Genomic DNA, 23,345 nt, shown 5'->3' with positions numbered 1-23,345 from the left:
AAATAGCTTATTTAAAAACGCACATTATCTATTGGCTTGGCCATATCGAAATGTAGACATTAAATTGACCTAAATTAATTTTGAGTAAATATTAAGGTTGGTATTTGAATTTAACAGGACTTACGCACAGGCTACGGAAATCGAACCACAGAGGCGCAGAGGTCACGGAGAAATAAGAGTTTGAGAGGTTTTTTGCGTAAGTCCTATTTAACTCACAGCAATTTTCATGTAAATAGACCACGTTGTAGGGGCGCACAGCTGTGCGCCCCTACTGGGGATTGTGGTTTAAATAGATGAAAAACGCTGTAATTTAGTCAAATTCCATACCAAGTTAACTGATATTTAGCTCAGTGGCAACTTAAATTTTAGAAAATCTCTGCAACCTTTGTTCTATACCAACATTACCCTGTAAGCCACCTGTGTGTACTAGCAGCAAACTTTTGCCTTTAGCAAAAAATCCCTGCTGTAATAAATCCATCACTCCATAAAACATTTTTGCAGTATATACGTAATCGAGAGGTACGCCGTGTGTCTCGCTAAATTCTCGGCTAAATTGTAGCAATTCCTGATTCACTTTTGCATAGCCGCCGAAGTGACGATCGCACATTAATTCCCAATCACCTGGAGAATTATATGGAGTTGGTAAACCAGAGGCAAGGTAATTTGTCAAGAGATTTTCGATTTCTTCTCCAAGAAAACCTCCATTTTTCAACACAGGAAAACCGATCGCTTTTTGTCCTTCATGCAACGAAAGCGCAATTCCAGCCAGCGTTGTAGCAGTACCGCAGGCTAGGCAAATATAATCAAAGGGCATCGCTTCACTAATTATCTCTGTACAACCGCGCACGCCGTTTAAATTATTACCACCTTCAGGAATGATAAACACCTCGCCAAAACGCTGTCGCAGATATTCATCCAACCCTGCTGTGTTGCGTTGGCGATACATCTGACGTGAGAGATATACAAGTTCCATACCCTGCTGCACAGCAAAACTCAACGTTGGATTTAGCGGTAAATTTTCCTCCCCACGAATTACGCCAATGCTATGAAATCCCAAAAGATTACCAGCGGCTGCGGTTGCATAGATGTGATTGGAATAAGCACCGCCAAAGGTAAGCAGCCTCGTGAAATTTTTCTGCTTCGCTTCCAAAAGATTATATTTCAACTTAAACCATTTATTCCCATTAACCCACGGATGCATTACATCAAGGCGTAGTACAGATAAATTAACACCAGCCTCACGGGCAATTTTGCTGTTGATTTGTTGTACAAATGGAGGAATAAATATTAATGGCATCGTGCAAAAGAATTCGTAATTATATAAACCAAAATTTTTGTAGAGACGTTGCATTGCAACGTCTCTACATACCGCAATTCAGGAACATCTGAATTACAAAATAGTATTTTAAGATTAACTAGATTTGGCGGCTGGTTTTAATTGTGTCGGTTGACTGAGACTGCGGAAATAAAGTCCGCCTACGGTTATCCAAAAAAGCAGATAACCGATCGCTTGAACTAAATACAGTTTTTGGGTATAGCCAAATAAAGTTTTCAGCAAAATACCGGGAAACTGACGGTCAGGTAAGATGGTTGAAAAGTCCCAAACTTGGGGGCCTAGAAGGCAAGATGTATTTCCTTGTCCGCAAATACCCAAGACTTCGGGGTTGATTTGGCTAAAAGCGATCGCCGCAGCATCAACATGGCGCAGAACAGAAATTACCAACCCGGAAACAATCAGCAGCAGCAATACACCCATCACTTGGAAAAATCGACTTAGATTAATCCGAATGCTCCATTTAAACAGCAGCATACCGATAATAACAGCGATCGCTAATCCTCCCATTGCACCTAAAACAGGTGTCAAACCTTCTTGAAACTTAGCGACGATAAACAAAGCTGTTTCTAAACCTTCGCGAAATACAGCAATAAAAATTAAGCTAAAAATTGCCCAACCTGCGCTATCAGTTCCGCCCAAAGCACTTTTGACAGAACCTTCAATCTCAGCTTTGAGAAATCGCGCTTGTCGTGTCATCCAAATTAGCATCCAACTGAGCATGGCGATCGCAATGACACCTAATCCAACCTCAAAAAGTTGCTTGAAAACAGGTGCATATAGCTGCTTAGATGTCTGCAATCCTTGTAGCCCTACATGAATTAGCAAACCAAATACAAAACTCGCTAAGATACCGATGAGAACTCCTAAATAAACCCAACGCTGCAATTTTTGTTGTTGAGCTTGCTGTAAACACGCGAAGACGATTCCCACAACTAAAGCGGCTTCAACGCCTTCCCTTAACGTGATAAAAAAAGTTGGTAATGCAGCACTCCAATTCATAGGACGTTAATTAATAATTTCACTAACAGAGGTTTAGCGAGAGCTTTTGAGTATACTTGCTGAATTTTCAAACAATCTCTCACAAGGTTCTGCCAAAGCTATGCTAGCAGCGATCGCAGTTATAAAGGAAAGGGGAAGGGGGAAAGGGGAAGGGGGAAAGGGGAAAGGGGAAGGGCAAAAAGGGAAAGATTAAATTTATTCCTTTTCCCTTTAACCTTTAACCTTTTCCCCTGCCTTTCTTCAGTACCCCTACTGGGGTCGTCCGTAATGAGCTTTACCTTGACCGTCTGTAGTTTCAAGTACTAGAACTTGCTGTCCGTAGTCATTAGTTTCAATCGCCCACTGGTAGGTTTCAGGCTTTGCTGAATTGCGACTGGAGTACGTGCGTCCGCTATTACAGATTTGCCCTTGGGAGGTGCTGTCGCTAGGTTGGAAGGTCAAACGGCCGGCTTCAACTTTGACTTTGCCTTTTTCCTCTATGAATAGGTTAGATGTGCAGTTGTAGGTGGTGATTTGAATCAGCCTTCTTCGTTGGTAGTTACCGTTAGAGGCCAGTTGAAATTCATCGCTAGAACCGTTCGGGGCTGCTGGGCGTCCTGTGTAGCTGTCTTGGTATTGGATGGATGAAATTCGACCATAGCGCCACTCCCCTTGGAGTTCGTTAGGCACTCCAGCATCATTTTGAGCGTGACTGGCGGTTGGGTAAAAAACAAGGCTGGCATTGAGACCTAAACCGAGGACACTAGCAGCTAAGAGACGAGTAGCTTTTGACATAGAATTGAGTTGCTGATTTGTTATTGAGTACATATGACTTTTTATGAAGGAGAATTCTGAATTATGCTCTATATATTGTTTGTGTTTACTCGATGCAGTTTCCAATTTATCCAGCAAACTGCAATCCGTATTTGTTGAAAACAGGCTGTATTTTTTCCATGTTTACTAGTGGACTATCTGCTACTTCGCCCATTTCTTCATAAAACTTTTTCGCTCCCTTGGGCGCAATTAAAACTAAGAATTTAGTAGTAGCAGAACGAACTTTGAAGGCGTGCGGTGCATTGTGAGGAATGTTAACGAAACAGCCTGGTGATGCCAAAATTGTTTCTGTACCAATTTGGATGTCTACTTCACCTTCTAGAATATAAAACGCTTCTTCCCAAGGATGAGTGTGCAGTGGCGGGCCATTTTCTTGTGTATCTGTAATTTCATAAACTGCCCAAGTTCCGTTTGTTTCTTCGCCAGTTGCTTTGGTTGTAAAATGTGCGCCAAGAACTGAAAATTTATTGCCTTCTCCTGGTGTTAGAATAATTGGTTGACGCATGGTTGAAGTTTGCATATAAGCTATTCCTTGTTGTGTAATTTAGTAGATTTCAGCTACAAACTTGATTTGATGTTTATTAGATTAGCGATAGATAGGGTAGAACTAGGGGAGACAATTGGATAATTGATATTTTTTTTGTAACTGATTATTAAGAAACTGAACTAACATAAAATTTTCTAAGAATAATAAGTAACCCATTCTGGCGAAAGTCGATATTGTGATGCTTAACCAATCACTCAAATTTCCCAAAGCTGACATTTTAGTAATTGATGACACACCAGAAAACCTAAACCTCCTATCTGCTATGCTGACGGAGCAGGGATATAAAGTAAGAAGTGTTACTAAAGGTTCTACGGGTTTACGGGGAGCAAATGCAGTTCCTCCAGACTTGATTTTGTTGGATGTGAATATGCCTGAGATGAATGGCTATGAAGTCTGTCAAAATTTGAAGGCAAGCGATCGCACCCGTGAAATCCCGGTAATTTTTATCAGTGCTTTGGGTGATGTTCTAGATAAAATCAAAGCTTTTGCAGTTGGCGGGGTAGACTACATCACTAAGCCTTTTCAATTAGAAGAGGTTTTAGCGCGGATTGAAAATCATTTGACGATTCGGCAATTGCAACAACAACTCCAAGCCCAAAATCAGCAGTTGCAGCAGGAAATCCACGATCGCACTAAAGCAGAACAGAAGTTTGCTATCGTTTTTCGCTCTAGTCCCAATCCAATCGCCATCGCTACAGTTTCGGAAGCTCGTTTTCTTGATGTCAATGCCAGTTTCTTAAGGATCGGTGGCTATTCTCTAGAGGAAGTAATCGGACACACGGCGACTGAACTTGATTTGGGTAAAAATACAGTAGCATTCGCCCAAAAAATCCAACTTCTGCCGGAAACTGGCTCGCTATATAATCAAGAATTTGAATTTTCTACGAAATCTGGTGAAGTAAAAACTATATTAATATCTATCGAGTTGATTGACTTAGCCGGAGTTCCGTGTGCTTTATTAATTGCCAATGACATCACCGAACGCAAACGTCTAGAAAACGAGTTTATCTCTTTAGTCAGTCATGAATTGCGTACACCTCTGACTTCCACAATGGGAGCATTAGATTTGTTGGGTGCAGGACAATTAGGAACTCTCACCCCACAAGGACAAAAAGTCCTGAGCATTGCCACAACTAATACTGAACGCCTAATGCGCTTGGTGAACGATATTCTCGATTTAGAGCGGATGAAATCGGGCAAAATATTCATGCGAAGCGCCAAATGCAATATTGCCGAATTACTAATTACGGCAACCGAAGCAATGCAAGCAATGGCAGATAAATTACAAGTCCAACTAATTGTCAATCCCTTGACAGTTGAACTTTGGGCAGATTCCGATCGCCTAATACAAACATTGACAAATTTACTCAGTAATGCTATCAAGTTTTCGGAACCAGGCGATCGCGTGTGGATTAGTGCTATTCTCTCGGAATCTAAAACCGTTGACTCTCAAGAAAGCCAGAATTCCCTTACTTCCTCACCCAACTACGTTTTGATTACCATCCAAGATGAAGGACGAGGAATTCCTGAAGATAAATTACAAATTATCTTCGAGCGTTTTCAGCAGGTAGATGCATCTGATTCCCGTAACAAAGGAGGAACGGGTTTAGGACTTGCTATTTGTCGGAATATTGTGCAGCAACATAACGGTAAAATCTGGGTTCAGAGCATTTTAGGGCAAGGCAGTACATTTTATGTGCTGTTACCTTTAACTGGCTAGTCATTAGTCCTTTGTCCTTTGTCATTTGTCGTTTACAAATCACCAATGACCAATGACTAATGACTAATGACAAATAACTAATGACCAAGTTTACCCTACTTTTCCCCGATCGCATTTTAGAATAATTCCAGAACGGTCAAGCTAACCAGCATCACATATCATGCGAGAGTGACATAATGAACAAAAGTATCTTGATTGTTGATGATGAAGAAGATGTGCAGGCGATCGCAAAATTAGGATTAGAAATGGGTGCTGGTTGGAACGTGTTGACTGCTTGTTCTGGTCGCGAAGCCTTGAATGTAGCTGCCAACTTTAAGCTTGATGTTATTTTATTAGATATGATGATGCCTGATATGGATGGGCGTGCCACTCTGCAACAACTCAAGGCTAATCCTGTCACTCAGTCAATTCCAGTAATTTTACTAACTGCTAAAGTCCAGGATTCAGACCGGGATAGCTTTACAGGCTTAGATGTAGCTGCTGTCTTTGCCAAGCCTTTTCGTCCCCTGAAACTGGCAGGACAAATCAGCGAAGCATTGGGTTGGTAGCTAAGAAGCTGATGGGTTTTTAAATTGCATAGTTCAACTCACTAGAAAAACGTGGCAGGGGACGCAATTTCAAATAATTACTAATTCCCCAAAAATCAGTTTAATTAACTGTTGATAAATTAGAGCGATCGCTTAAAAATTTACTACAATCAAAATCTCTTTTTTCAACATTACCAATTCTGTAGGGTGTGTTATGCCGGAGGCTAACGCACCTTCAATTCTTGGCGATAACACAATACAGTTCGGTTAAGATCCCCCCGCCTACGGCGACCCCCTTAAAAAGGGGGTGAAAGAAGTTTGTAATACCAATTCTCTGTGAAAATGCACTTTATTTTTAAAACGTAGACGCGTAGCGGCTTCCCGCAGGGTACCGCCAAGAACGCCAAGAGCGCCAAGAAAATAGCAAGAAGAGAGATTAAATTATTTAGTGCGAGTTTATAGAAAATTGGTATAAGCCCCCCTTTTTAAGGGGGGTTGGGGGGATCTTCGAGGAATAAACACGTTAACCGAACCGTATTGGGCGACAACACACCCTAAATTTTAGATTTTGGATTGAAGATTCAAAATCCAAAATCTAAAATCCAAAATTCCATAGGGTATATTGTTGTTTAATTTGCTAGCCAGAAAGCCACATTACGCACATAGGTTTTGATATCTTCCAAAGCGCGTGGCTCTTTTTTCATACCATCTCCTGGTGCTTCATCTACAAAACTAGGACAGCCTTTTTCAATATCCCAGTTGTAATCTACTAAATGGTGAAAACTGGAATTAGCTACTGCTCTTCCTAATACATTTCCCCGTGCATCTTGATGATGTTCAATTACTACAACAAGGTTGAACTTACGGTCAGTAATTAAACTTTTTCCTAAAGCAATTACTCGTGCATTTTCATTTGCTAAAGGCTTGCCAATCCCGCCTTCGTGGGGATGAGCAGGAAAAAATTCGATATATCCTGAAGGAGAATTGGGGTTTTTTAAAAGTTCGTGAATGGGTTCGATAATGGTAATTTTTTGATAATCACCGTTAGCCCCAGAATGATAATTAGGCCAAGAAATATAAGTTGTATATGAATCATCTCGACTCCAACGAGATTCATCGGGGTCGGGGTTTTTTGTGTTGAAATAATGGACATCTCCAATGTCAATTAAACCGCACATCGAACAACCCATATCTTGATGATCGCGTGTTGTCAGAATCCCACCGCCGCGTTGTCGAAAAGCATTAATCCCAGCAATATCCTTATCGGTTAAACCGTCACCGACATCTAAGGCAAATAGCCAAAGTTCATCAAAATCTGATTTATCAAGAGTACTTAATACTGGGTCACCCCCAACTGTATTAGGCTCGTAATCGCGTCCCGTAACCTCAAATAAAGAATTTCCCGCTTCATCTTTAATTGATGCTAAGTAATCTTGCAACATCGAGAAACGAAAAATGCTCCAATCATCTTCAGTCGTAGGAATCGTAGTCTGCAAAAGAATACGAATTGGTTTTGCCATAACCTGTGCCAGACGAATACCACAATAGAGTATAGCGATCGCTTTGCATTAATGCTTAAATAATTCCTAAACATCTCTCTCAAGTATGAAAATATTTCATTACTCTAGGTAGTAGCGCTGACCCTTAAGAATGGCTAAACTAGATAAATCTGATTTACCAAATAGATCTTCATGTAGCGCGTGCTGCGGTTTTCTGCCTGTCTGGGTAGCTTCAATTCAACGTTCTTTAGCACAGGAACAGACACAAAACAGATATGAAAGCAGAACAACTCCTAAAAAATTATGCCGCGGGCATAAGAGATTTTACTGGTGTCAACTTGAGTGAGGCAAACCTCAGGGAAGCTAACCTCAAAGGCGCAATTTTAGATAAAGCCATCTTAGACGGAGCTAATTTGAGTCACGCAAATTTAGCACAAACTAGTTTTGTTGGTGCAGATTTGAATGGAGCAGATTTGAGTGATGCAAATCTTAGTGGTAGCAACTTAACTGGAGCAATCTTAGATGGAGCCATCTTAGATGGAGCAACATTAGATGGAGCTAATTTGAGTCAGGCTGATTTGACAGTTGCCAAGCTGATTGATACTAACTTAACCGAGGCGGAGTTGCAGCAAGCAAGCTTAATTGCTGCTAATTTAAATGGAGCCGATTTGAGTGGCGCAGATTTAACAGTAGCCGATTTGTCTCAAGCAAACCTTAGCGAAGCAGACTTAAACCAGGCAAATCTAAGCGGAGCAAATTTAGAGGGAGCCAATATAGAGGGGACAATTTTGGATGAGAATGGGTAAAAGGGCAGGGGGCAGGCAGGAAGTGTGGGAGGTGTGGGAGGCGTGGGAGGTGTGGGAGGAGGGGAAAAAGCCGGAAGTATAAATTTTCTTTCCCCCCACACTCCCCACACTCCCCCATCCCTCCTTTCCCGCACACTCCCCACACTCCCCTCTCTCCCCAATCCCTCTTAGACTAAGTAGGTCGTATTCGGTACGATCGCAAAGAAGGCATACTCATACCAAGCAGTCCAGATGAAACTGCGAATCCATCGCTGGCGTTTTTCGAGACTCAATTCATACTCAAATGACCCACGTGCCGTATCGATGGAAGAGAGGTGAGAGTTGCAACCGCAGCCGTGTTGATAAGTAAAACCGTATTTTGAGGCAATACTTTGCACCTTCATCTGGATTGCAAATACCTTGCCTGCATGGAGTATGGCATCCCAAGAACGCTTATGTTCTATATCGCGGGGATCGAATCGTAAGGCGCGTTCTTCAAAAACATAATCCCGGTAGATTGGTGCTAAATGCACGTGATAGAAGCTAGCAGGCAGTTCGTAACCAAATTCATTGAATAAATCTATACCAATACGAGCTACTTTTACTTGCTCGGCATACTCGATTCCCTTTGATTCTAAATCTTGGAGAATTTTTGCAAAATTCGGATAGCTGTCTTTTTTAAAGTCTTGTCCAAAAAATTCCAGGGTTTCCCACGCTAGTTGTGCAAAGATTTGGGAGAAGGACGGTATTAAGTGAGCTAGTTGGGGGCGATCGCTAAATAAATCAACGTCACCATGCTCTAATTTGTATAGAAATAACTGTGCCATCTCAACATAACTTTGGGGATCGGAAAGTCCCACACTCGTGGTTCCTCTCGCAATCTCTTGCCATATAGCGGGTAGTTGAGAAACCTCAACCGCATTTTCTCCGGCGATGACTGCAACACGAGGACATTCGAGAAGTTGCATCGACAATCTCCATTTAAGACTTTTATGTAATTTACACTAAGTAATCCCTTCTCGGTATTCTCCACAGAATTAAAAAATCTTTGACAGGGTGTCTTAGGGGGAGATGGGGAGATGGGGAGATGAGGAGAGGGGGGAGTGTGGGGAGTGTCCGGGGAAAGATTTCTTCACCATCCTCCCACACCTCCCACACTTCCCACACTTCCGGCTTGCCCCATGCCCATCTATTCAATTTTCAAGTTGAAAGGTAAGCGGGCATAAACTCCCTGTGGGTCGTTCATTTTTTGCAGAATTTGGATTTCTTGTTGCAGTTTTTGGAATTCGGCGGTGAGGGGATTAGATTTTTGGGCTTGCGTTGGCTCAATTCCTAAAGTATCCTGCACCTCTTGAGTTACTTTGCCAAAAAAGCGTTCTCCGAAGGTACTAAAGCGGGGATATTCTTGTAATTCCCAATCTTCTCCTAGTTTCGCTTCGTTAGCAGCATAAGCGATCGCACTATTCAAACCGCCAATTTCATCTACTAAACCAATTTCCTTGGCCGCTACACCCGACCAAACCCGTCCTTGGGCGATTTCTGCTACTTTTTGTTCTGGGAGTTTGCGACCTTGGGAAACTTTATTGAGAAACATGTTGTAAATTCGGTCAACGCTGCGCTGATAAAGCGCTAATTCTTGGAGCGATTTCGGGCGAGAAGCTGTTTGAAAATCGGCATATTGTCCGGTTTTCACTGAATCCCAGGTGATACCGTTGTCATTTGCCAACTTTTGACCATTGAGTAATATCCCAAATACGCCAATTGAGCCTGTAATTGTATTTGGTTCGGCAAAAATCCGGTTAGAGTCGCTAGCAATCCAATAACCACCGGAGGCTGCGGTATCGCCCATCGATACTACAACTGGCTTTTCTTGGCGAGTTAATTTCACTTCTCGCTGCATGACTTCGGCTGCGGTGGCGCTACCACCGGGGCTATTAATTCGCAGCACAACTGCTTTTATATTTTTATCTTGTCGCAGTTTATTAAAGATTTTAGCAAAGCGATCGCCTCCTACTTGTCCATCTTCACCTATACCATCGACAATCTCACCTTCAGCATAAACAACGGCAATTTTATTTTTTGAGTCGCGTTCTACACCCAAAGATTTACCGGAAACTTGTGCGTAATCATTCAAGTTAATTTGCTTGAATGTTTTGTCGTCTTTGTCGCTCTTTGTAAGCTTTTTCAGGTCGCTTACCACTTCATCAGGGTATGCTACTTGGTCTACCAAACCGCTATCTTTTGCTTGTGTTGCTTCTAACAAAGCTTGATTATCTGCGATCGCCTGTAACTGTTGCGGTTGAATTTTCCGACTGCTACCAACAGCATCACGCCACTCTCCCCAAACATCATCCAATAATTTTTGAGTTTGTTCGCGGTTTTCTGGACTCAGCTTTGTGAGAATCAACGGTTCAACTGCTCCCTTAAATTTTCCCACCCGCACGACTTGAACGCCAATACCATATTTCTGCAATGCTCCCGTTAAGAACATCATTTGCGAACTCAAACCGTTGACTTCCATCAATCCCAAGGGATTAAGGACGATGGAATTTGCCGCTGAACTGATATAATATTCCTTTTCGCTCCAATTGCTGCCATAGGCAACAACTTTTTTGCCGCTAGCCCGGAATTCCTCTAAGGCTTTGCGGATTTCTTTGAGAGAGGCATAGCCGACATCACTAGTTGCGCTTTCGCGGCTAGCATCGAGATAGATACCCACAATTCGCGGATCGCGCCGCGCTTTTTCCAAGGTTTCCACAACTTTACGCAGTGTCATTCTCTCTTCACCTGCACCGGAGAATGCATTTTGAAAGAATTCGCCAGAATTGGGTTCGCCATCAGTAATTTTCATCGACAAGTCAAAAACCAGCACTGACTTATCTTTCACTTCCGGCCCGGTATCTTTGGTGGAAGTAGCAGCCAACAGCAGCAGGAACAGTCCAGTGGTTCCCAAACCGCAGAAAACAATTAGCCCTAGTACGGTGCCAATTAAACTAGCAACAGTTTGTTTAATAAAGTTAGTCATATCCCGTAAATCTATGTTCTACTGGTTTATTCATTTTCTTATAAGTAGCATTTAAGTTGCAGCTTGTCTTGTCTGGCGATCGCAAATCAGGATACTCAGCATCAACTACGTTGCGATCGCAGTAGTAAGGCACAATTTTACATAATAATTCAATTCATTAAACAAGAGTAGCTAAGCAAAGTAAACTGCTCTGAGGATTTCTAAAAGCATCTTCTTAAGATTATTTTAATTTTAGATAGTGCTAATTTTGATCGAAGCAAAAGATAATTGCGGTGAATTTTAGGCTTAATTGATATTTGCGATCGCTTCCATTGGCGATTAGGCGATCGGAGCCTGAAAGAGTACTCCAGTTAGACTCTGAACTTTGCTAGCTTTTACTTGAAGCCACATGTTTACAAATTATGAAGCATAATCGTGTCTATTTTGTAATACAAATTAAATAATATTGTAGTACTATTTATTATGAAGTCAAAAACAGTTATATTTCTCTAGCAAAAAAATAATATGATAGATATTTTGGGTTTTGGCACAATTGCACTCAAAGCTACTTTACCCACGGTTGTAAAAGAAATTATTAAAAAAGCTCAAAGTCAATTAAATCCAACAGAGTTAGAGAAAGCTATCAAAACAGGGATAAAAGCTGCTCAAGATGCAGATAGTAAGAAACAAAAAGGGCTTTTGTCTGCTTGTGATGATAAGCAAATTGATACATTTCTTGCTAAAGTAGTTGAATATTCAGGAGTTCAGACAGAATTAGAGAAAGCGCTAAAAGATAGATTTCCAGATATACAGAATCTAATTGAGGCATTTAAGCAGGTAGCGCAAAAGCAAAACATTGAACTGAATGAACCCGATCTTGAACCTTGGTTATGGACATTTAGTAATACATATTTTCAAGAACTTCCAGTTTATGGAAGATATCAGGCTGCTAAAGATAATTATTTAAATCAAATAATTAAAGATTCCGAAAAGATACATTTTGCTGGAATTAAAATGAAAGGGCAGGACTGGGATATTCCCGAACCTTTAGAAAAAATTTTTGTTATTCCAGATGTAATTAATGAGGAACAAAAAGCTAATAGAGTTTCATTAAATTCCAAAGATATGATTTCAGCAAATAAATTGTTGAATTCTAGTCTCTCACAACAAATGGTCATTTTGGGCGATCCTGGCTCCGGTAAAAGTACTTTAATGCAATATTTTGCTGCTAAAGTCGCTCAGCAGAAGTTCGCAGAGTTAGGGTTACCGGAAGATTTGTTACCAATTTTAATTCGGATTCGTGATTTAGCAAATCAACCAGAAATTAATATTTTGACATATTTACAAGACCGTATTCCTCGCAAATACACTTTAGATATACCAGAGGGATTTTTTGATTATTGGCTCAAACAAGGAAAAACAGTAATATTACTTGATGGTTTGGACGAAATTGCCGATGAAAATAAGCAAAGAGAAGTTGCACGGCATCTTTCTTATTTTGTCACAAATAATCGGTATATTCAAAACCGAGTCATTATCACATCTCGTCCTGCGGAATATAAGCGAGATTTCTTTGAGACTCAAAAATTTCCCCACTATTTTATACTGCCATTTGACGAGCCTAAAATTAATTTATTTATCGATAAATGGTATAATAGTCGTTTTTCAGACTCAGAAGAATCACAGCGTCGGCAATCTAGCCTAAAAGAGCTATTAAACAAGCAGGAACGGATTAAAATCTTGGTAGAAAATCCGCTACTATTAACACTTGTTTGTTTAATTCACCGATATGATGCAGTGCGTTTGCCTCAAAAGCGCGACAAACTTTATGAAACAGCAATAGAAACCCTACTCTTGAATTGGGAAATGATTCGATTTGAAGAAAAACAAGCACCTATTTATAAAAAATTAGAACATATAAAATTTACAAACTTGCAACGGTTGATGGAAAAATTGGCATATTGGATTCATTGCCAGCAAATTGCAACGCAAGATAAGAATTGCAGTACAATAGTTGAACGAGATGAAATCATTGAGCAATTAACTAAAGATATTAAAAATCTGAAAAAGATTGAACTTTATGAGGCGAAGCAAGAAGCAGAAAACTTTATCGACTATATTTCTGCTCGTTCTGGTTTGCTAAATGAACAAGGAAAAAACTGCTATGCATTTGTGCATAAAACATTTCAGGAATACCTATGCGCTAAAGAAATAGATTATCGTTATCAAGACGACGAAGGTAGCTATGAAGAAATAGTATTATATCATATCAAAGAACATCTCTATAATCCTCACTGGCGAGAAGTATTATTACTGTTGATTGCAATTCAAAAACCCAAACCCATCGCTAAAGCAATTTGGGCTATTCTAGAGCAGGATAAAAATAACGAAAAATCGTATTATCATAATTTATTGTTTGCTGGTAGCTGTTTAGCTGAAGATCCAAATAATTTAAAAACAGCAGACAATGACCCCTCGTTGCATATTTTGAGGGAATTAGTAAAGCTAGAAATCAAACCTGGCTTGGATGAAACAATTCGTTTAGAGGTATTTTCAACCTTCTGTAATTTGAGTCAAACAGAGTTTGCACAATTAGCACTTGAAGTTTTAGAGGAAAAGGAAGATCGTATAGATGAAGAGAGAATGCAGCAATATCGAAATAAACTGGAAAAATCAAAAGTTTAATACTCCCACTAAGAGGTTGTTTCAAAAAGATTTTGCTGTGACTTTAGGCACTTCTAGATCCCCCCTAACCCCCTTAAAAAGGGGGGGAACTGGAATCAAAGTCACACCCCTTTTTAAGGTGGGAACCGGAATCAAAGTCTCCCTTAAAAAGGGAGATTTAGAGGGATCTAAAACTTTTGATACCAACAAGATAATTTTTCAAACATCCTCTAATGATGAGTCAGAATGCAGTCCACAATAGATGAATAAGGGCAGCATGAGTATAGAAATATTTCAACATACCAAAGAAGAATATTGCAGACAACTGGCAAACTGGTTTGATGATATTAAGTTTGCTGGCATTGCGGTTGCTGGTCAAGAGGTGGATAAATCTGCAAAATCTAGCCAGATTTTTGTCATGCCTGATGTAGTGGAGGAAATCAAAACTAGTCAGAAACAAATAGATTTTCAAACGGATATTGATTTATCTGTAGCTGATGAATTATCAAGCAAGCGTCAGCTAGAATTAATCCGCCAGCAACGTCAACTAGCGCAATTAGAAAATCAAACCGGAAAAAAGTTTTCTGCACAACAGCTATTAAGCACAACCTCTTCTCGTAAATTAGTTTTATTAGGCGCACCAGGTTCGGGTAAAACTACTTTGATGAGTTATTTTGCTGTGATGCTGGCTCAAAACAACCGAGAAAAGCTTGGACTAAAAGGAGATACAGATTTACTGCCAATTTTGATTAAAATTCGTGACTTTGCAAGACAAGAGAATAGCAACATTTTAGAGTATGTAAATCAGTTTACCCAACGCAATTTCATTAAAAAACAGCTACCACCTAATTTTTTTGAGCATTGGCTCGAAAATGGACAAGCTTTAATTATATTAGATGGTTTGGATGAAGTTGCAGATTCAGTCAAGCGGTATGAAGTTGTTAGGCAGATTGAAGAATTTTTAGGACAATTTCCTCAAAATCAAGCAATTATTACTTCTCGTCCTGCTGGCTACAGACGTGACTTTTTCCACACAGAAGATTTTCCTCACTATCAACTCCAGCCATTTGACGATCCTAAAATAGAAGAGTTTATTAAACGTTGGTATGATAACCGCATTGTAGATTCCCTAGAGGCGCAACGACGCAAGGATAGCCTGAAAAAGGCGCTTTCTGATAATGACCGGATTAAGCTATTAGCAAGAAATCCGTTACTATTAACGATTATTGCTTTAATTCATCGCTACGAAGCTATTTTACCAAAAGAGCGCCATAAGCTATATGAAAAAGCAGTAGAAACTTTATTAACTTCTTGGGATTCAAACAAAGAATTTACCAATCATTTGGTCTTTAAATATTTATCGCTAGATGATTTGCGTCGTTTGTTAGAAAGTCTAGCTTACTGGATTCATACCCAAGGAAATACAGGAGATAAAGAAGGCGGTACGCTAATAGATTGCGATCAGCTAATATCTCAATTAACCAGACATATAGAAACACTAAAACAAGTTGCAAGTGATGAAGCTAAATATGAAGCAGAACGCTTCGTAAAGTTTATTAGAGAGCGCACAGGGTTGCTAAACGAACAAGGACAAGACTGCTACGCCTTTGTGCATAAAACTTTTCAAGAATATCTTTGCAGCCAAGAAATTATCTACCAGCGGTACAATGAGGATGATTTCGGCATTGTTCTAAACCATATCAAAGACCATCTTCACGATGCTCATTGGCGAGAAGTATTGTTGCTGCTAATTGCTCAACAAAAACCAAAACCAGCGGCCAAAGCAATTCAGGCAATTTTAAACCAGCATAGCGAATATGAGCAGTGGCTACACCGCGATTTGTTTTTTGCTGGCAATTGCCTTGCCGAAAATCCCAAAGACTTGAAAGTTGCAGATAACCAACTGGCAGATGAAATTTTACAGGCTTTAGTAGAACTGGAAATAAGCGATTCACCACAAATCAGTTCTAAGATTAAATTACAAGTTTTTCAAATTCTTTGTAGTTTGAATGAAACAGCATTTGAAACTCAAGCTTTGCAATTATTAAAAGATAGAGAAAAACAAATAAATCAAGTACGATTTCAAGAATATCGTGCAGCATTGGGAGAGAAAGAAGCGGCAATTACTGGGTTAATTAAACTCATAGAAGACCCAGAATACTCTGTGCGTTCTCGTGCCGCAGATGCATTGGGTAAAATCGGTTCGGAGGCGGCAATTGCTGGCTTAATTAAACTCATAGAAAACACTAGCTATGATAGGCATTTTGATAGCATATTTACGCTAGGTAGAATAGGTTCAGAAGCGGCAATTGCTGCGTTAATTAAATTCATGGAACACCCAAAATCCGATGTGCGTTCTCGTGCCATATTTATGCTGGGTCAAATCGGTTCAGAAGCAGCAATTCCTGAGTTAATTAAACTCATAGAAGACCCAGAATCCGATGTGCGTTTTCGTGCCGCAGATGCGCTGGGTAAAATCGGTTCAGAAGCGGCAATTCCTGGGTTAATTAAACTCATAGAACACTCAGAATCCGATGTGCGTTTTCGTGCCGCAGATGCGCTGGGTAAAATCGGTTCAGAAGCGGCAATTCCTGGGTTAATTAAACTCATAGAACACTCAGAATCCGATGTGCGTTTTCGTGCCGCAGATGCGCTGGGTCAAATCGGTTCAGAAGCGGCAATTCCTGGATTAATTAAACTCATAGAACACCCAGAATCTGATGTGCGTTTTCGTGCCGCAGATGCGCTGGGTCAAATCGGTTCAGAAGCGGCAATTCCTAGATTAATTAAACTCATAGAAGACCCAGCATCCGATGTGCGCTCTCGTGCCGCATTAGCGCTGGGTAAAATCGGTTCAGAAGCGGCAATTCCTGGATTAATTAAACTCATAGAAGACCCAGCATCCGATGTGCGCTCTCGTGCCGCATTAGCGCTGGGTAAAATCGGTTCAGAAGCGGCAATTCCTGGGTTAATTAAACTCATAGAACACCGAGAATCCGATGTGCGTTCTCGTGCCGCATTAGCGCTGGGTCAAATCGGTTCAGAAGCGGCAATTCCTGGGTTAATTAAACTCATAGAACACCGAGAATCCGATGTGCGCTCTCGTGCCGCATTAGCGCTGGGTCAAATCGGTTCAGAAGCGGCAATTCCTGGGTTAATTAAACTCATAGAACACCGAGAATCCGATGTGCGTTCTCGTGCCGCATTAGCGCTGGGTCAAATCGGTTCAGAAGCGGCAATTCCTGGGTTAATTAAACTCATAGAACACCGAGAATCCGATGTGCGTTCTCGTGCCGCATTAGCGCTGGGTCAAATCGGTTCAGAAGCGGCAATTCCTGGGTTAATTAAACTCATAGAACACCGAGAATCCGATGTGCGTTCTCGTGCCGCATTAGCGCTGGGTCAAATCGGTTCAGAAGCGGCAATTCCTGGGTTAATTAAACTCATAGAACACCGAGAATCCGATGTGCGTTCTCGTGCCGCATTAGCGCTGGGTCAAATCGGTTCAGAAGCGGCAATTCCTGGGTTAATTAAACTCATAGAACACCGAGAATCCGATGTGCGTTCTCGTGCCGCAGATGCGCTGGGTCAAATCGGTTCAGAAGCAGCAATTCCTGGGTTAATTAAACTCATAGAACACCCAGAATACTCTGTGCGCTCTCGTGCCGCAGATGCGCTGGGTCAAATCGGTTTAGAAGCGGCAATTCCTGGGTTAATTAAACTCATAGAACACCGAGAATCCGATGTGCGTTCTAGTGCCGCAGATGCGCTGGGTAAAATCGGCAAAAAAACTTCTAGTTTGGTCACTATTCTTGCCGAATGGATTAGAAAACACGAAAATTCAAAATATGTAGGAAATGCAATTAATTTGCTGTGGGATTTGGTGTGTGGGTAGATAAAAATCATAATCCGTAATTCGTAATTAATGGTACAAGCTACTGAGTTTATTGATGGAGATAAAAAACATAATTCTAGGACTTACGCACTGTACAAATTGTCTATTATGTGCATAAGGATATTTGGTTGTCTCAGACCGGGTAATGGTGGCTTTACTCCAATACGGTTCAGTTAAAGGCTAATTCTACAAAATTGTGGGTTTTACCAGACGCGATAAATCGCCCTCTCTACAAGTGTTTTGGTTTTATCTGAACTGTATTAGGGTTTCTTCACGCGATCGCTACGAACTTGTGTTGTTAACCAATCATCATGCACATCATAGCCAATTTATATAATGCGTAAGTCGTAATTACGAATTACGAATTATTTTATACGCTGTAAACTGTCAGAGTGCTTTAACTCAGACAAGGTGGCATTGCCTGTACAAAATAATACTGTGCTGATTTCGGCAATTAATACTTCAGCGAGTTCCGCAACTGCTGTCTGTGAAACTGCTGCGGCTTTCAGGAAGGGCATGGCAAAACCGGCAATGTCTGCTCCTAAAGCGATCGCCATTGCTGCATCTAATCCATGACGCAATCCTCCCGAAGCAATCAAAGGCACATCGGGCGCGATCGCTCGAATACTCGTAATGCACTCTGCTGTCGGTAAACCCCAATCGGCAAATGTCCTGCCTAAGCGACGTTGCAAGGCATTTTCAGCCCGTTCGCTTTCTACCTTCGCCCAAGAAGTACCGCCCGCACCAGCGACATCAATGGCCGTGACTCCAGCATCTAAAAGTTTCTTGGCGATCGCAGCTGAAATGCCATTACCCACTTCTTTAGCAATTACTGGTACTGGCATTTTAGAGCATACTTTAGAAATATTGTCAATTAAACCTTTAAAATTAATATCGCCTTTTGGTTGAATGCACTCTTGCAGGGGGTTAATATGTAAAATCAACGCATCAGCTTCTAGGATATCGACTACCCGCAGACATTGATCCAAGCCGTATTTATAGTTAAGTTGCACAGCGCCCAAGTTGGCAAACAGTAAAACATCTGGTGCATACTTACGGACAGCAAAAGTATCAGCTACCTGGGGTTTTTCCACCGCTACTCGCTGGGAACCGACACCCATTGCAATTTTGTAGTGTTGGGCGACTTCCGCCAAGCGTTGATTAATCGTTCCTGCTTGTTCGGTTCCGCCAGTCATGGAAGAAATTAACAAAGGTGCGCCGAGGTGTTTGCCCAAAAAATTTGTACTGATGTCAATGTCGGTGTAGTCTAGTTCCGGTAAGCAACAATGGGTGAAGCGATAGCGTTCTAGTCCGTTGGTGACTTCATGACACTGGACATCTTCTTCTAAACAGATGCGAATGTGATCTGCTTTGCGATTTTGAGTTTGGGCGGAGACGTTGGTAGGTGCGTTCACTGGTGATGACGATTTGTTGGGTTGCGATCGCTATTGTTACATTGTTACAGCCTAAGGTATAGCAGGGAATAGGCAATATCCGAGAATCAAAGAGCGATCGCTACTCGCCAAAGGCTTTAATGATATCATTTCCAGTTAATTACTTACTAAACCCGAAGAACCCCACCCCGCCAAAGCGGTGCTTTGTCTCCCCTCCCCGCAAGCGGGGAGGGGATTAAGGGGTGGGGTCTAATGATTACCAAAATCATAACTAATTACCCGAACACGATATGAAAACGTGAATTCGATGTATAGGATTTTGACCTCACTCCCAGCCCCTCTCCTTCAAGGAGAGGGGAGTAAAAAGCCTAATCTTTCGTTACTCTTCCCTCTCCTTGAAGGAGAGGGAGGCTGGGTGGGTGAGGTTCGTCGAATTTACGTTAACTCTTAACTCTTAACTGCTAACTACTTTTTCACCACTTGCAGGCGCTGAGTTACCATCGTCATTCCATTACCTCGTAGGATCACGGCAGAAACCCATTGGTTCCCAGGAATAGATGGTGCTTGTCCTTCTTTAAACACTCCACCAGATGTGAGTAATTGCAAATCCACGGATGTAGGGCTGAGATATTTATCTGGTTGAATCGGTTCCTCTAGTGCCGTTCCTAAGAGAAAATCATCACCAAGTGGTTCTTGAACGATCGCATCAAAATTATACTTCTCTCCGACTTTCACTTGCTGTGGCAATTTAATATCAACTTGCGGCGGGTTGGTTCCAGAGGTAAGTTGCGTGCGTTCTGATAAAATCTCTTGGCGGACAATTTTGCCACCAACGACGCGCTGACGCGATTTAATTGTGGCATTAAGAGCCAAATTCTTACTATTTGCCGAGGGTGAGCCGATTATCTTGGTTTCTGTTTCGGCGATAATGGCGTTACCCTCAGATTTTGCAGACAGCAGTTTAGTACTGTATTGCAATTTTGGATATCGTTGCCAGAGTGAAACCAGCGATTTTTCCAAGGTTTGGAGATTTAACCCATCTCCATGAGTGAAATTGGGGGCGTAAAACTGTAACACGCCTTTGGCATCGCCTTTGCTTGCAGCAGCATCAACTTGTGTTAACAAGTTTTTCAGTTCGGCTGGTGCATTTTGGGCTGTAGTTGCTTGGGCTAATTGTTGTGGTGTACTGGCTTGAGTGGCTTGCCAAGCATTTGTTAAACCAAGTGTCAGCAGGAATGAAATCAGCCCGATGCTGGTTGATAATCTAAGTTTGCGTTTCACTAAAATGTTACTCATTGGTAAGAGTTTACTGATTTGATTAGAGAAGGTAAGGAAATTGCTTTATCTTAGTTAACCTAGACGCTAAACGGTAGAGGTTTGATGGCAAACACACCAATCAAATTATTAATAGCTGCCAGTGGAACTGGCGGACATTTGTTTCCAGCGATCGCACTAGCCGAAAAACTGCCAGATTATCAAATAGAATGGCTGGGAGTACCCAATCGGCTAGAAACTGAACTTGTCCCTAAAGAGTATCCCTTGAATACTATTGCAGTTGAAGGGTTTCAGCAAGGGTTTAGCATTGCTTCGATTCGCACTTTAGTCAGACTCGCGGGTTCGATTTTCCAAGTCAGGCGAATTCTCAAACAGGGAAATTTTCAAGGAGTGTTTACCACAGGCGGTTATATTGCTGGCCCTGCGGTAATTGCGGCGCGTTCGCTTGGTTTACCCGCGATCTTTCACGAATCTAACGCTTTGCCTGGTAAAGTAACTCGCTTTTTTGGCCCTTGGTGTAGTGTGGTAGCCTTGGGATTTGAAGTTGCAGCTAAGTATTTACCCCGTGCTAAAAATGTCTGCGTTGGCACTCCTGTGAGGGCGCAATTCCTCGATGGCGGAATCAATGCAGCGTTGGATTTAACGATTCCCGAAAACGTTCCTTTAATTGTCGTCTTTGGTGGCAGCCAGGGCGCAGTTGGTATCAATAAATTAGTGCGCGAAGCGGCCAATGCTTGGTTTGATGCTGGTGCTTATGTAGTACACTTAACTGGCGATCGCGATCCCGAAGCTGATAGCCTCAAACATCCACAATACATTGCCTTACCTTTTTACAACAATATGGCGCCATTGTTGCGGCGGGCTACTATTGCCATTAGTCGTTCTGGTGCTGGTAGCTTGACAGAATTGGCAGTGTGTGGAACGCCAGCGATTTTGATTCCTTATCCCTTTGCCGCAGAAGACCACCAATCCTACAATGCAGAAGTATTCACCAAAGCTGGTGCGGCCATAACCCTCAAGCAATCGCAGTTGACAGCCCAAGAATTGCAAAGTAATGTGTTGAATTTATTGCAATCGCCCCAAGAGTTAGCCAAGATGGGGGAAAAAGCAAAGGCGATCGCAGTTCCCGATAGTGCCGAAAAATTGGCACAGTTAGTGCGTGAGGTGGTAGAAACCTAAAAAACTCAAAACTAAAAGTTGAGAATAGTAACAAACAAGAAAAATGTATTTTCAAAATTAGGGATATCTTGTACAAAAATAAATCGCCAAAAACCTGATTTGCTAACTCTTGCATAATTTAAAATTTAAAATCTCAAAATGGTATTATTTAACCAAAAATTCCGGCTGACATTAGGTTGTGCTGGTTTAATACTTGTCAGCTTAGCCAGTAGCTATCTATACACTCAATCAAAAACTAAACAGCTAGTCCCACAAGAAAATCCGGCTTCACAGCCACATATTTCTTTGGCTTCAAATCAAACTGCTCAAGCACTCACCTCTAAGTTTCCAAATTCTTTTGTTACTAAAGAAAAAATAAACAATCAAAATGCTCTTTCTTCTCCAGAAGATTTGTTAGCCGCATCTACACCCTATCCAGTTGTTGATGAATTTAAAAAATATAAATATAGCGTTCAAGCCAGCCAAATTTTTTCTTCAGTCCAACTCCCAGGTAATAAAGTTAACTTCAATCAAAAAGATTTATTAACTGTTCTCGTAAATACTAGAAAATATTTTCAAGACTACGCTTCCCAAGATCCAGATATTCAGCGTACAGGAGTCCTTGCTACTCAGGGAGTTACTGTCGAAGATGTCCTCAAAACCTTGGACTTCATGAGTGCTATCTTAAAAGAAGATATTGCTAATGGTCGAGCCACTAGATTACAAGATCCTAAGTTTATCAATGCCAATTTTAAAGTTATTAAATGGACTGCCTACAACCCCAAAAATAAACAACAAAAACAATTAAGAATTACTAAATACGCCGTTTTTACTCATACTGGTTCTCGGAAGAAAACTTCTACTTTCAACACAGGAATTTATAGCCTCAAAGACAACTCTAATAACGATAAATTCTACACTAGATACACAAAGCAAGATGTGTTGTCAGGTATTTACGAACCAGGCGGTAGAGAATTTGGTAAAGTTCAAAGTCTTGCTTATCTCACCAGAACTGGCTTAGAAGAAGCCCTGATGCAGGGAACAGTTCTGATTAATTTTACAGATGGTTATAAGGCATTTTTTAATGTAGACAGAAATAATGGTATGGCTTATATCCGCGGATTAAAACCAACAGCACAAAAACGTTATTGGTACTTTAGAGAAGTTGATGCCATTAAAGGCTATGGATACAAAATAGATGCCAAAATTTCCATCAAACCAGGAGTTACCTTTGCTGGAGATGTTCTAAATGTTGGTTTAGGTAGAGTGATTGTAATTGAGCAGACTAGGGGAGGGCGCAAACATCTACAAATGGGAGTAATGGCTGATACAGGCGGAGCATTTTTACCCAATCTTTATCAGCTCGATTTTTTGGCAGGCATTTTTAAGAATCAAAAAGAATTTGGGCAGTATGTCAGCCAATTACCTGATTATGCTACAGCATATTTTTTAGTGAAAAAGTAAGCTAATGAATTCAGAATTCAGAAGTCAGAATAAATGCTTGAATACTAAATTATCGTAAGGGCTTTAGCATTGTTCATTGGTGTCAACTTAAGTTCAAACACTTATCCCACAAGCGTTTTACCCCACCCCCAACCCCTCCCCTTGGCAAGGGGAGGGGCGATTTTGGCTTTAGACAAAATCGGGGTGGGGTAACGCGGATCTTGATGCGAAGTGAGAGAACTGAATATCACATCTTTATAAGGGTTTTACGTTAAGTTGACACCAA

At 41.2% G+C, this 23,345-nt stretch carries 17 protein-coding genes; 7 read left to right on the top strand and 10 right to left on the bottom strand.

Translation table 11 applies throughout. The features are described from left to right. Window positions 1–358: 358 nt before the first annotated feature. The 4 genes from NSTC745_RS19835 to NSTC745_RS19820 form a co-directional block, all read right to left on the bottom strand. The gene (locus NSTC745_RS19835; protein WP_445638647.1) at window positions 359–1,297 is read right to left on the bottom strand and encodes a 1-aminocyclopropane-1-carboxylate deaminase/D-cysteine desulfhydrase; all 939 of its coding nucleotides are present in this window, start codon (window positions 1,295–1,297) and stop codon (window positions 359–361) included. Window positions 1,298–1,411: 114 nt separating this feature from the next. After that, on the bottom strand, window positions 1,412–2,335 hold the full coding sequence (locus tag NSTC745_RS19830; protein WP_445632464.1) for an FTR1 family iron permease: 924 nt from the start codon (window positions 2,333–2,335) through the stop codon (window positions 1,412–1,414). A 249-nt stretch (window positions 2,336–2,584) separates the two neighbouring features. Further along, entirely contained in the window at window positions 2,585–3,109 is a 525-nt protein-coding gene (locus NSTC745_RS19825) for a hypothetical protein (protein WP_445632463.1), read from the bottom strand. A 106-nt stretch (window positions 3,110–3,215) separates the two neighbouring features. Further along, window positions 3,216–3,668 (bottom strand): cupin domain-containing protein, encoded by a 453-nt coding sequence (locus NSTC745_RS19820; protein WP_445632462.1) that lies wholly within the window; start codon window positions 3,666–3,668, stop codon window positions 3,216–3,218. Window positions 3,669–3,873: 205 nt separating this feature from the next. Here NSTC745_RS19820 and NSTC745_RS19815 point away from each other — a divergent pair, with 205 nt between their 5' ends. Next, the gene (locus NSTC745_RS19815; RefSeq protein ID WP_445632461.1) at window positions 3,874–5,415 is read left to right on the top strand and encodes an ATP-binding response regulator; all 1,542 of its coding nucleotides are present in this window, start codon (window positions 3,874–3,876) and stop codon (window positions 5,413–5,415) included. A gap of 176 nt (window positions 5,416–5,591) precedes the next feature. Further along, window positions 5,592–5,963: a response regulator gene (locus NSTC745_RS19810; protein WP_445632460.1), complete on the top strand. Its 372-nt coding sequence runs from the start codon at window positions 5,592–5,594 to the stop codon at window positions 5,961–5,963. 608 nt (window positions 5,964–6,571) lie between these two features. Here NSTC745_RS19810 and NSTC745_RS19805 read toward each other — a convergent pair. Further along, window positions 6,572–7,462 (bottom strand): hypothetical protein, encoded by an 891-nt coding sequence (locus NSTC745_RS19805; protein ID WP_445632459.1) that lies wholly within the window; start codon window positions 7,460–7,462, stop codon window positions 6,572–6,574. A 254-nt stretch (window positions 7,463–7,716) separates the two neighbouring features. On the opposite strand from NSTC745_RS19805, the gene NSTC745_RS19800 reads away from it, so the two are divergent. Beyond that, complete coding sequence (locus NSTC745_RS19800; protein ID WP_096534255.1) at window positions 7,717–8,247, top strand: pentapeptide repeat-containing protein; 531 nt, start codon at window positions 7,717–7,719, stop codon at window positions 8,245–8,247. Window positions 8,248–8,414: 167 nt separating this feature from the next. On the opposite strand, the gene NSTC745_RS19795 is transcribed toward NSTC745_RS19800, so the two are convergent. The 3 genes from NSTC745_RS19795 to NSTC745_RS19785 form a co-directional block, all read right to left on the bottom strand. Then, window positions 8,415–9,194: a hypothetical protein gene (locus tag NSTC745_RS19795; protein ID WP_445632458.1), complete on the bottom strand. Its 780-nt coding sequence runs from the start codon at window positions 9,192–9,194 to the stop codon at window positions 8,415–8,417. A gap of 221 nt (window positions 9,195–9,415) precedes the next feature. Continuing rightward, window positions 9,416–11,251: a signal peptide peptidase SppA gene (gene sppA / locus NSTC745_RS19790; RefSeq protein WP_445632457.1), complete on the bottom strand. Its 1,836-nt coding sequence runs from the start codon at window positions 11,249–11,251 to the stop codon at window positions 9,416–9,418. Then, window positions 11,244–11,384 (bottom strand): hypothetical protein, encoded by a 141-nt coding sequence (locus tag NSTC745_RS19785; protein WP_445632456.1) that lies wholly within the window; start codon window positions 11,382–11,384, stop codon window positions 11,244–11,246. Before NSTC745_RS19785 ends, sppA begins: the two co-directional genes overlap by 8 nt. A 371-nt stretch (window positions 11,385–11,755) precedes the next feature. On the opposite strand from NSTC745_RS19785, the gene NSTC745_RS19780 reads away from it, so the two are divergent. Continuing rightward, window positions 11,756–13,915: an NACHT domain-containing protein gene (locus NSTC745_RS19780; RefSeq protein ID WP_445632455.1), complete on the top strand. Its 2,160-nt coding sequence runs from the start codon at window positions 11,756–11,758 to the stop codon at window positions 13,913–13,915. Window positions 13,916–14,171: 256 nt separating this feature from the next. Next, window positions 14,172–17,789 carry a HEAT repeat domain-containing protein gene (locus NSTC745_RS19775; protein ID WP_445632454.1) on the top strand — a complete coding sequence of 1,206 codons (3,618 nt, stop codon included), beginning with the start codon at window positions 14,172–14,174 and terminating at the stop codon, window positions 17,787–17,789. A 365-nt stretch (window positions 17,790–18,154) separates the two neighbouring features. On the opposite strand, the gene fni is transcribed toward NSTC745_RS19775, so the two are convergent. After that, window positions 18,155–19,204 carry a type 2 isopentenyl-diphosphate Delta-isomerase gene (fni, locus tag NSTC745_RS19770; RefSeq protein WP_445632453.1) on the bottom strand — a complete coding sequence of 350 codons (1,050 nt, stop codon included), beginning with the start codon at window positions 19,202–19,204 and terminating at the stop codon, window positions 18,155–18,157. A 444-nt stretch (window positions 19,205–19,648) separates the two neighbouring features. Further along, a complete protein-coding gene (locus tag NSTC745_RS19765) occupies window positions 19,649–20,479 on the bottom strand; it encodes a nuclear transport factor 2 family protein (protein ID WP_445632452.1) in 831 nt (276 codons plus the stop codon). 84 nt (window positions 20,480–20,563) lie between these two features. On the opposite strand from NSTC745_RS19765, the gene murG reads away from it, so the two are divergent. Both murG and NSTC745_RS19755 read left to right on the top strand, forming a co-directional pair. After that, window positions 20,564–21,637, top strand: coding sequence for an undecaprenyldiphospho-muramoylpentapeptide beta-N-acetylglucosaminyltransferase (gene murG, locus NSTC745_RS19760; RefSeq protein WP_445632451.1), 1,074 nt, complete (start codon window positions 20,564–20,566; stop codon window positions 21,635–21,637). A gap of 138 nt (window positions 21,638–21,775) precedes the next feature. Beyond that, window positions 21,776–23,080, top strand: a complete 1,305-nt coding sequence (locus NSTC745_RS19755) for a hypothetical protein (protein ID WP_445632450.1) — start codon at window positions 21,776–21,778, stop codon at window positions 23,078–23,080. The last annotated feature ends 265 nt before the right edge of the window (window positions 23,081–23,345 follow it).

Source organism: Nostoc sp. DSM 114161 (assembly GCF_052692665.1).
This window is presented reverse-complemented; position numbering and strand designations above follow the sequence as displayed.

What these genes read in the sequence shown, in the direction of transcription:
- NSTC745_RS19835 (WP_445638647.1), bottom strand. Translation starts at nt 1,297, where the DNA reads ATGCCATTAATATTTATTCCTCCATTTGTACAACAAATCAACAGCAAA.
- NSTC745_RS19830 (WP_445632464.1), bottom strand. Translation starts at nt 2,335, where the DNA reads ATGAATTGGAGTGCTGCATTACCAACTTTTTTTATCACGTTAAGGGAA.
- NSTC745_RS19825 (WP_445632463.1), bottom strand. Translation starts at nt 3,109, where the DNA reads ATGTCAAAAGCTACTCGTCTCTTAGCTGCTAGTGTCCTCGGTTTAGGT.
- NSTC745_RS19820 (WP_445632462.1), bottom strand. Translation starts at nt 3,668, where the DNA reads ATGCAAACTTCAACCATGCGTCAACCAATTATTCTAACACCAGGAGAA.
- NSTC745_RS19815 (WP_445632461.1), top strand. Translation starts at nt 3,874, where the DNA reads ATGCTTAACCAATCACTCAAATTTCCCAAAGCTGACATTTTAGTAATT.
- NSTC745_RS19810 (WP_445632460.1), top strand. Translation starts at nt 5,592, where the DNA reads ATGAACAAAAGTATCTTGATTGTTGATGATGAAGAAGATGTGCAGGCG.
- NSTC745_RS19805 (WP_445632459.1), bottom strand. Translation starts at nt 7,462, where the DNA reads ATGGCAAAACCAATTCGTATTCTTTTGCAGACTACGATTCCTACGACT.
- NSTC745_RS19800 (WP_096534255.1), top strand. Translation starts at nt 7,717, where the DNA reads ATGAAAGCAGAACAACTCCTAAAAAATTATGCCGCGGGCATAAGAGAT.
- NSTC745_RS19795 (WP_445632458.1), bottom strand. Translation starts at nt 9,194, where the DNA reads ATGCAACTTCTCGAATGTCCTCGTGTTGCAGTCATCGCCGGAGAAAAT.
- sppA (WP_445632457.1), bottom strand. Translation starts at nt 11,251, where the DNA reads ATGACTAACTTTATTAAACAAACTGTTGCTAGTTTAATTGGCACCGTA.
- NSTC745_RS19780 (WP_445632455.1), top strand. Translation starts at nt 11,756, where the DNA reads ATGATAGATATTTTGGGTTTTGGCACAATTGCACTCAAAGCTACTTTA.
- NSTC745_RS19775 (WP_445632454.1), top strand. Translation starts at nt 14,172, where the DNA reads ATGAGTATAGAAATATTTCAACATACCAAAGAAGAATATTGCAGACAA.
- NSTC745_RS19765 (WP_445632452.1), bottom strand. Translation starts at nt 20,479, where the DNA reads ATGAGTAACATTTTAGTGAAACGCAAACTTAGATTATCAACCAGCATC.
- murG (WP_445632451.1), top strand. Translation starts at nt 20,564, where the DNA reads ATGGCAAACACACCAATCAAATTATTAATAGCTGCCAGTGGAACTGGC.
- NSTC745_RS19755 (WP_445632450.1), top strand. Translation starts at nt 21,776, where the DNA reads ATGGTATTATTTAACCAAAAATTCCGGCTGACATTAGGTTGTGCTGGT.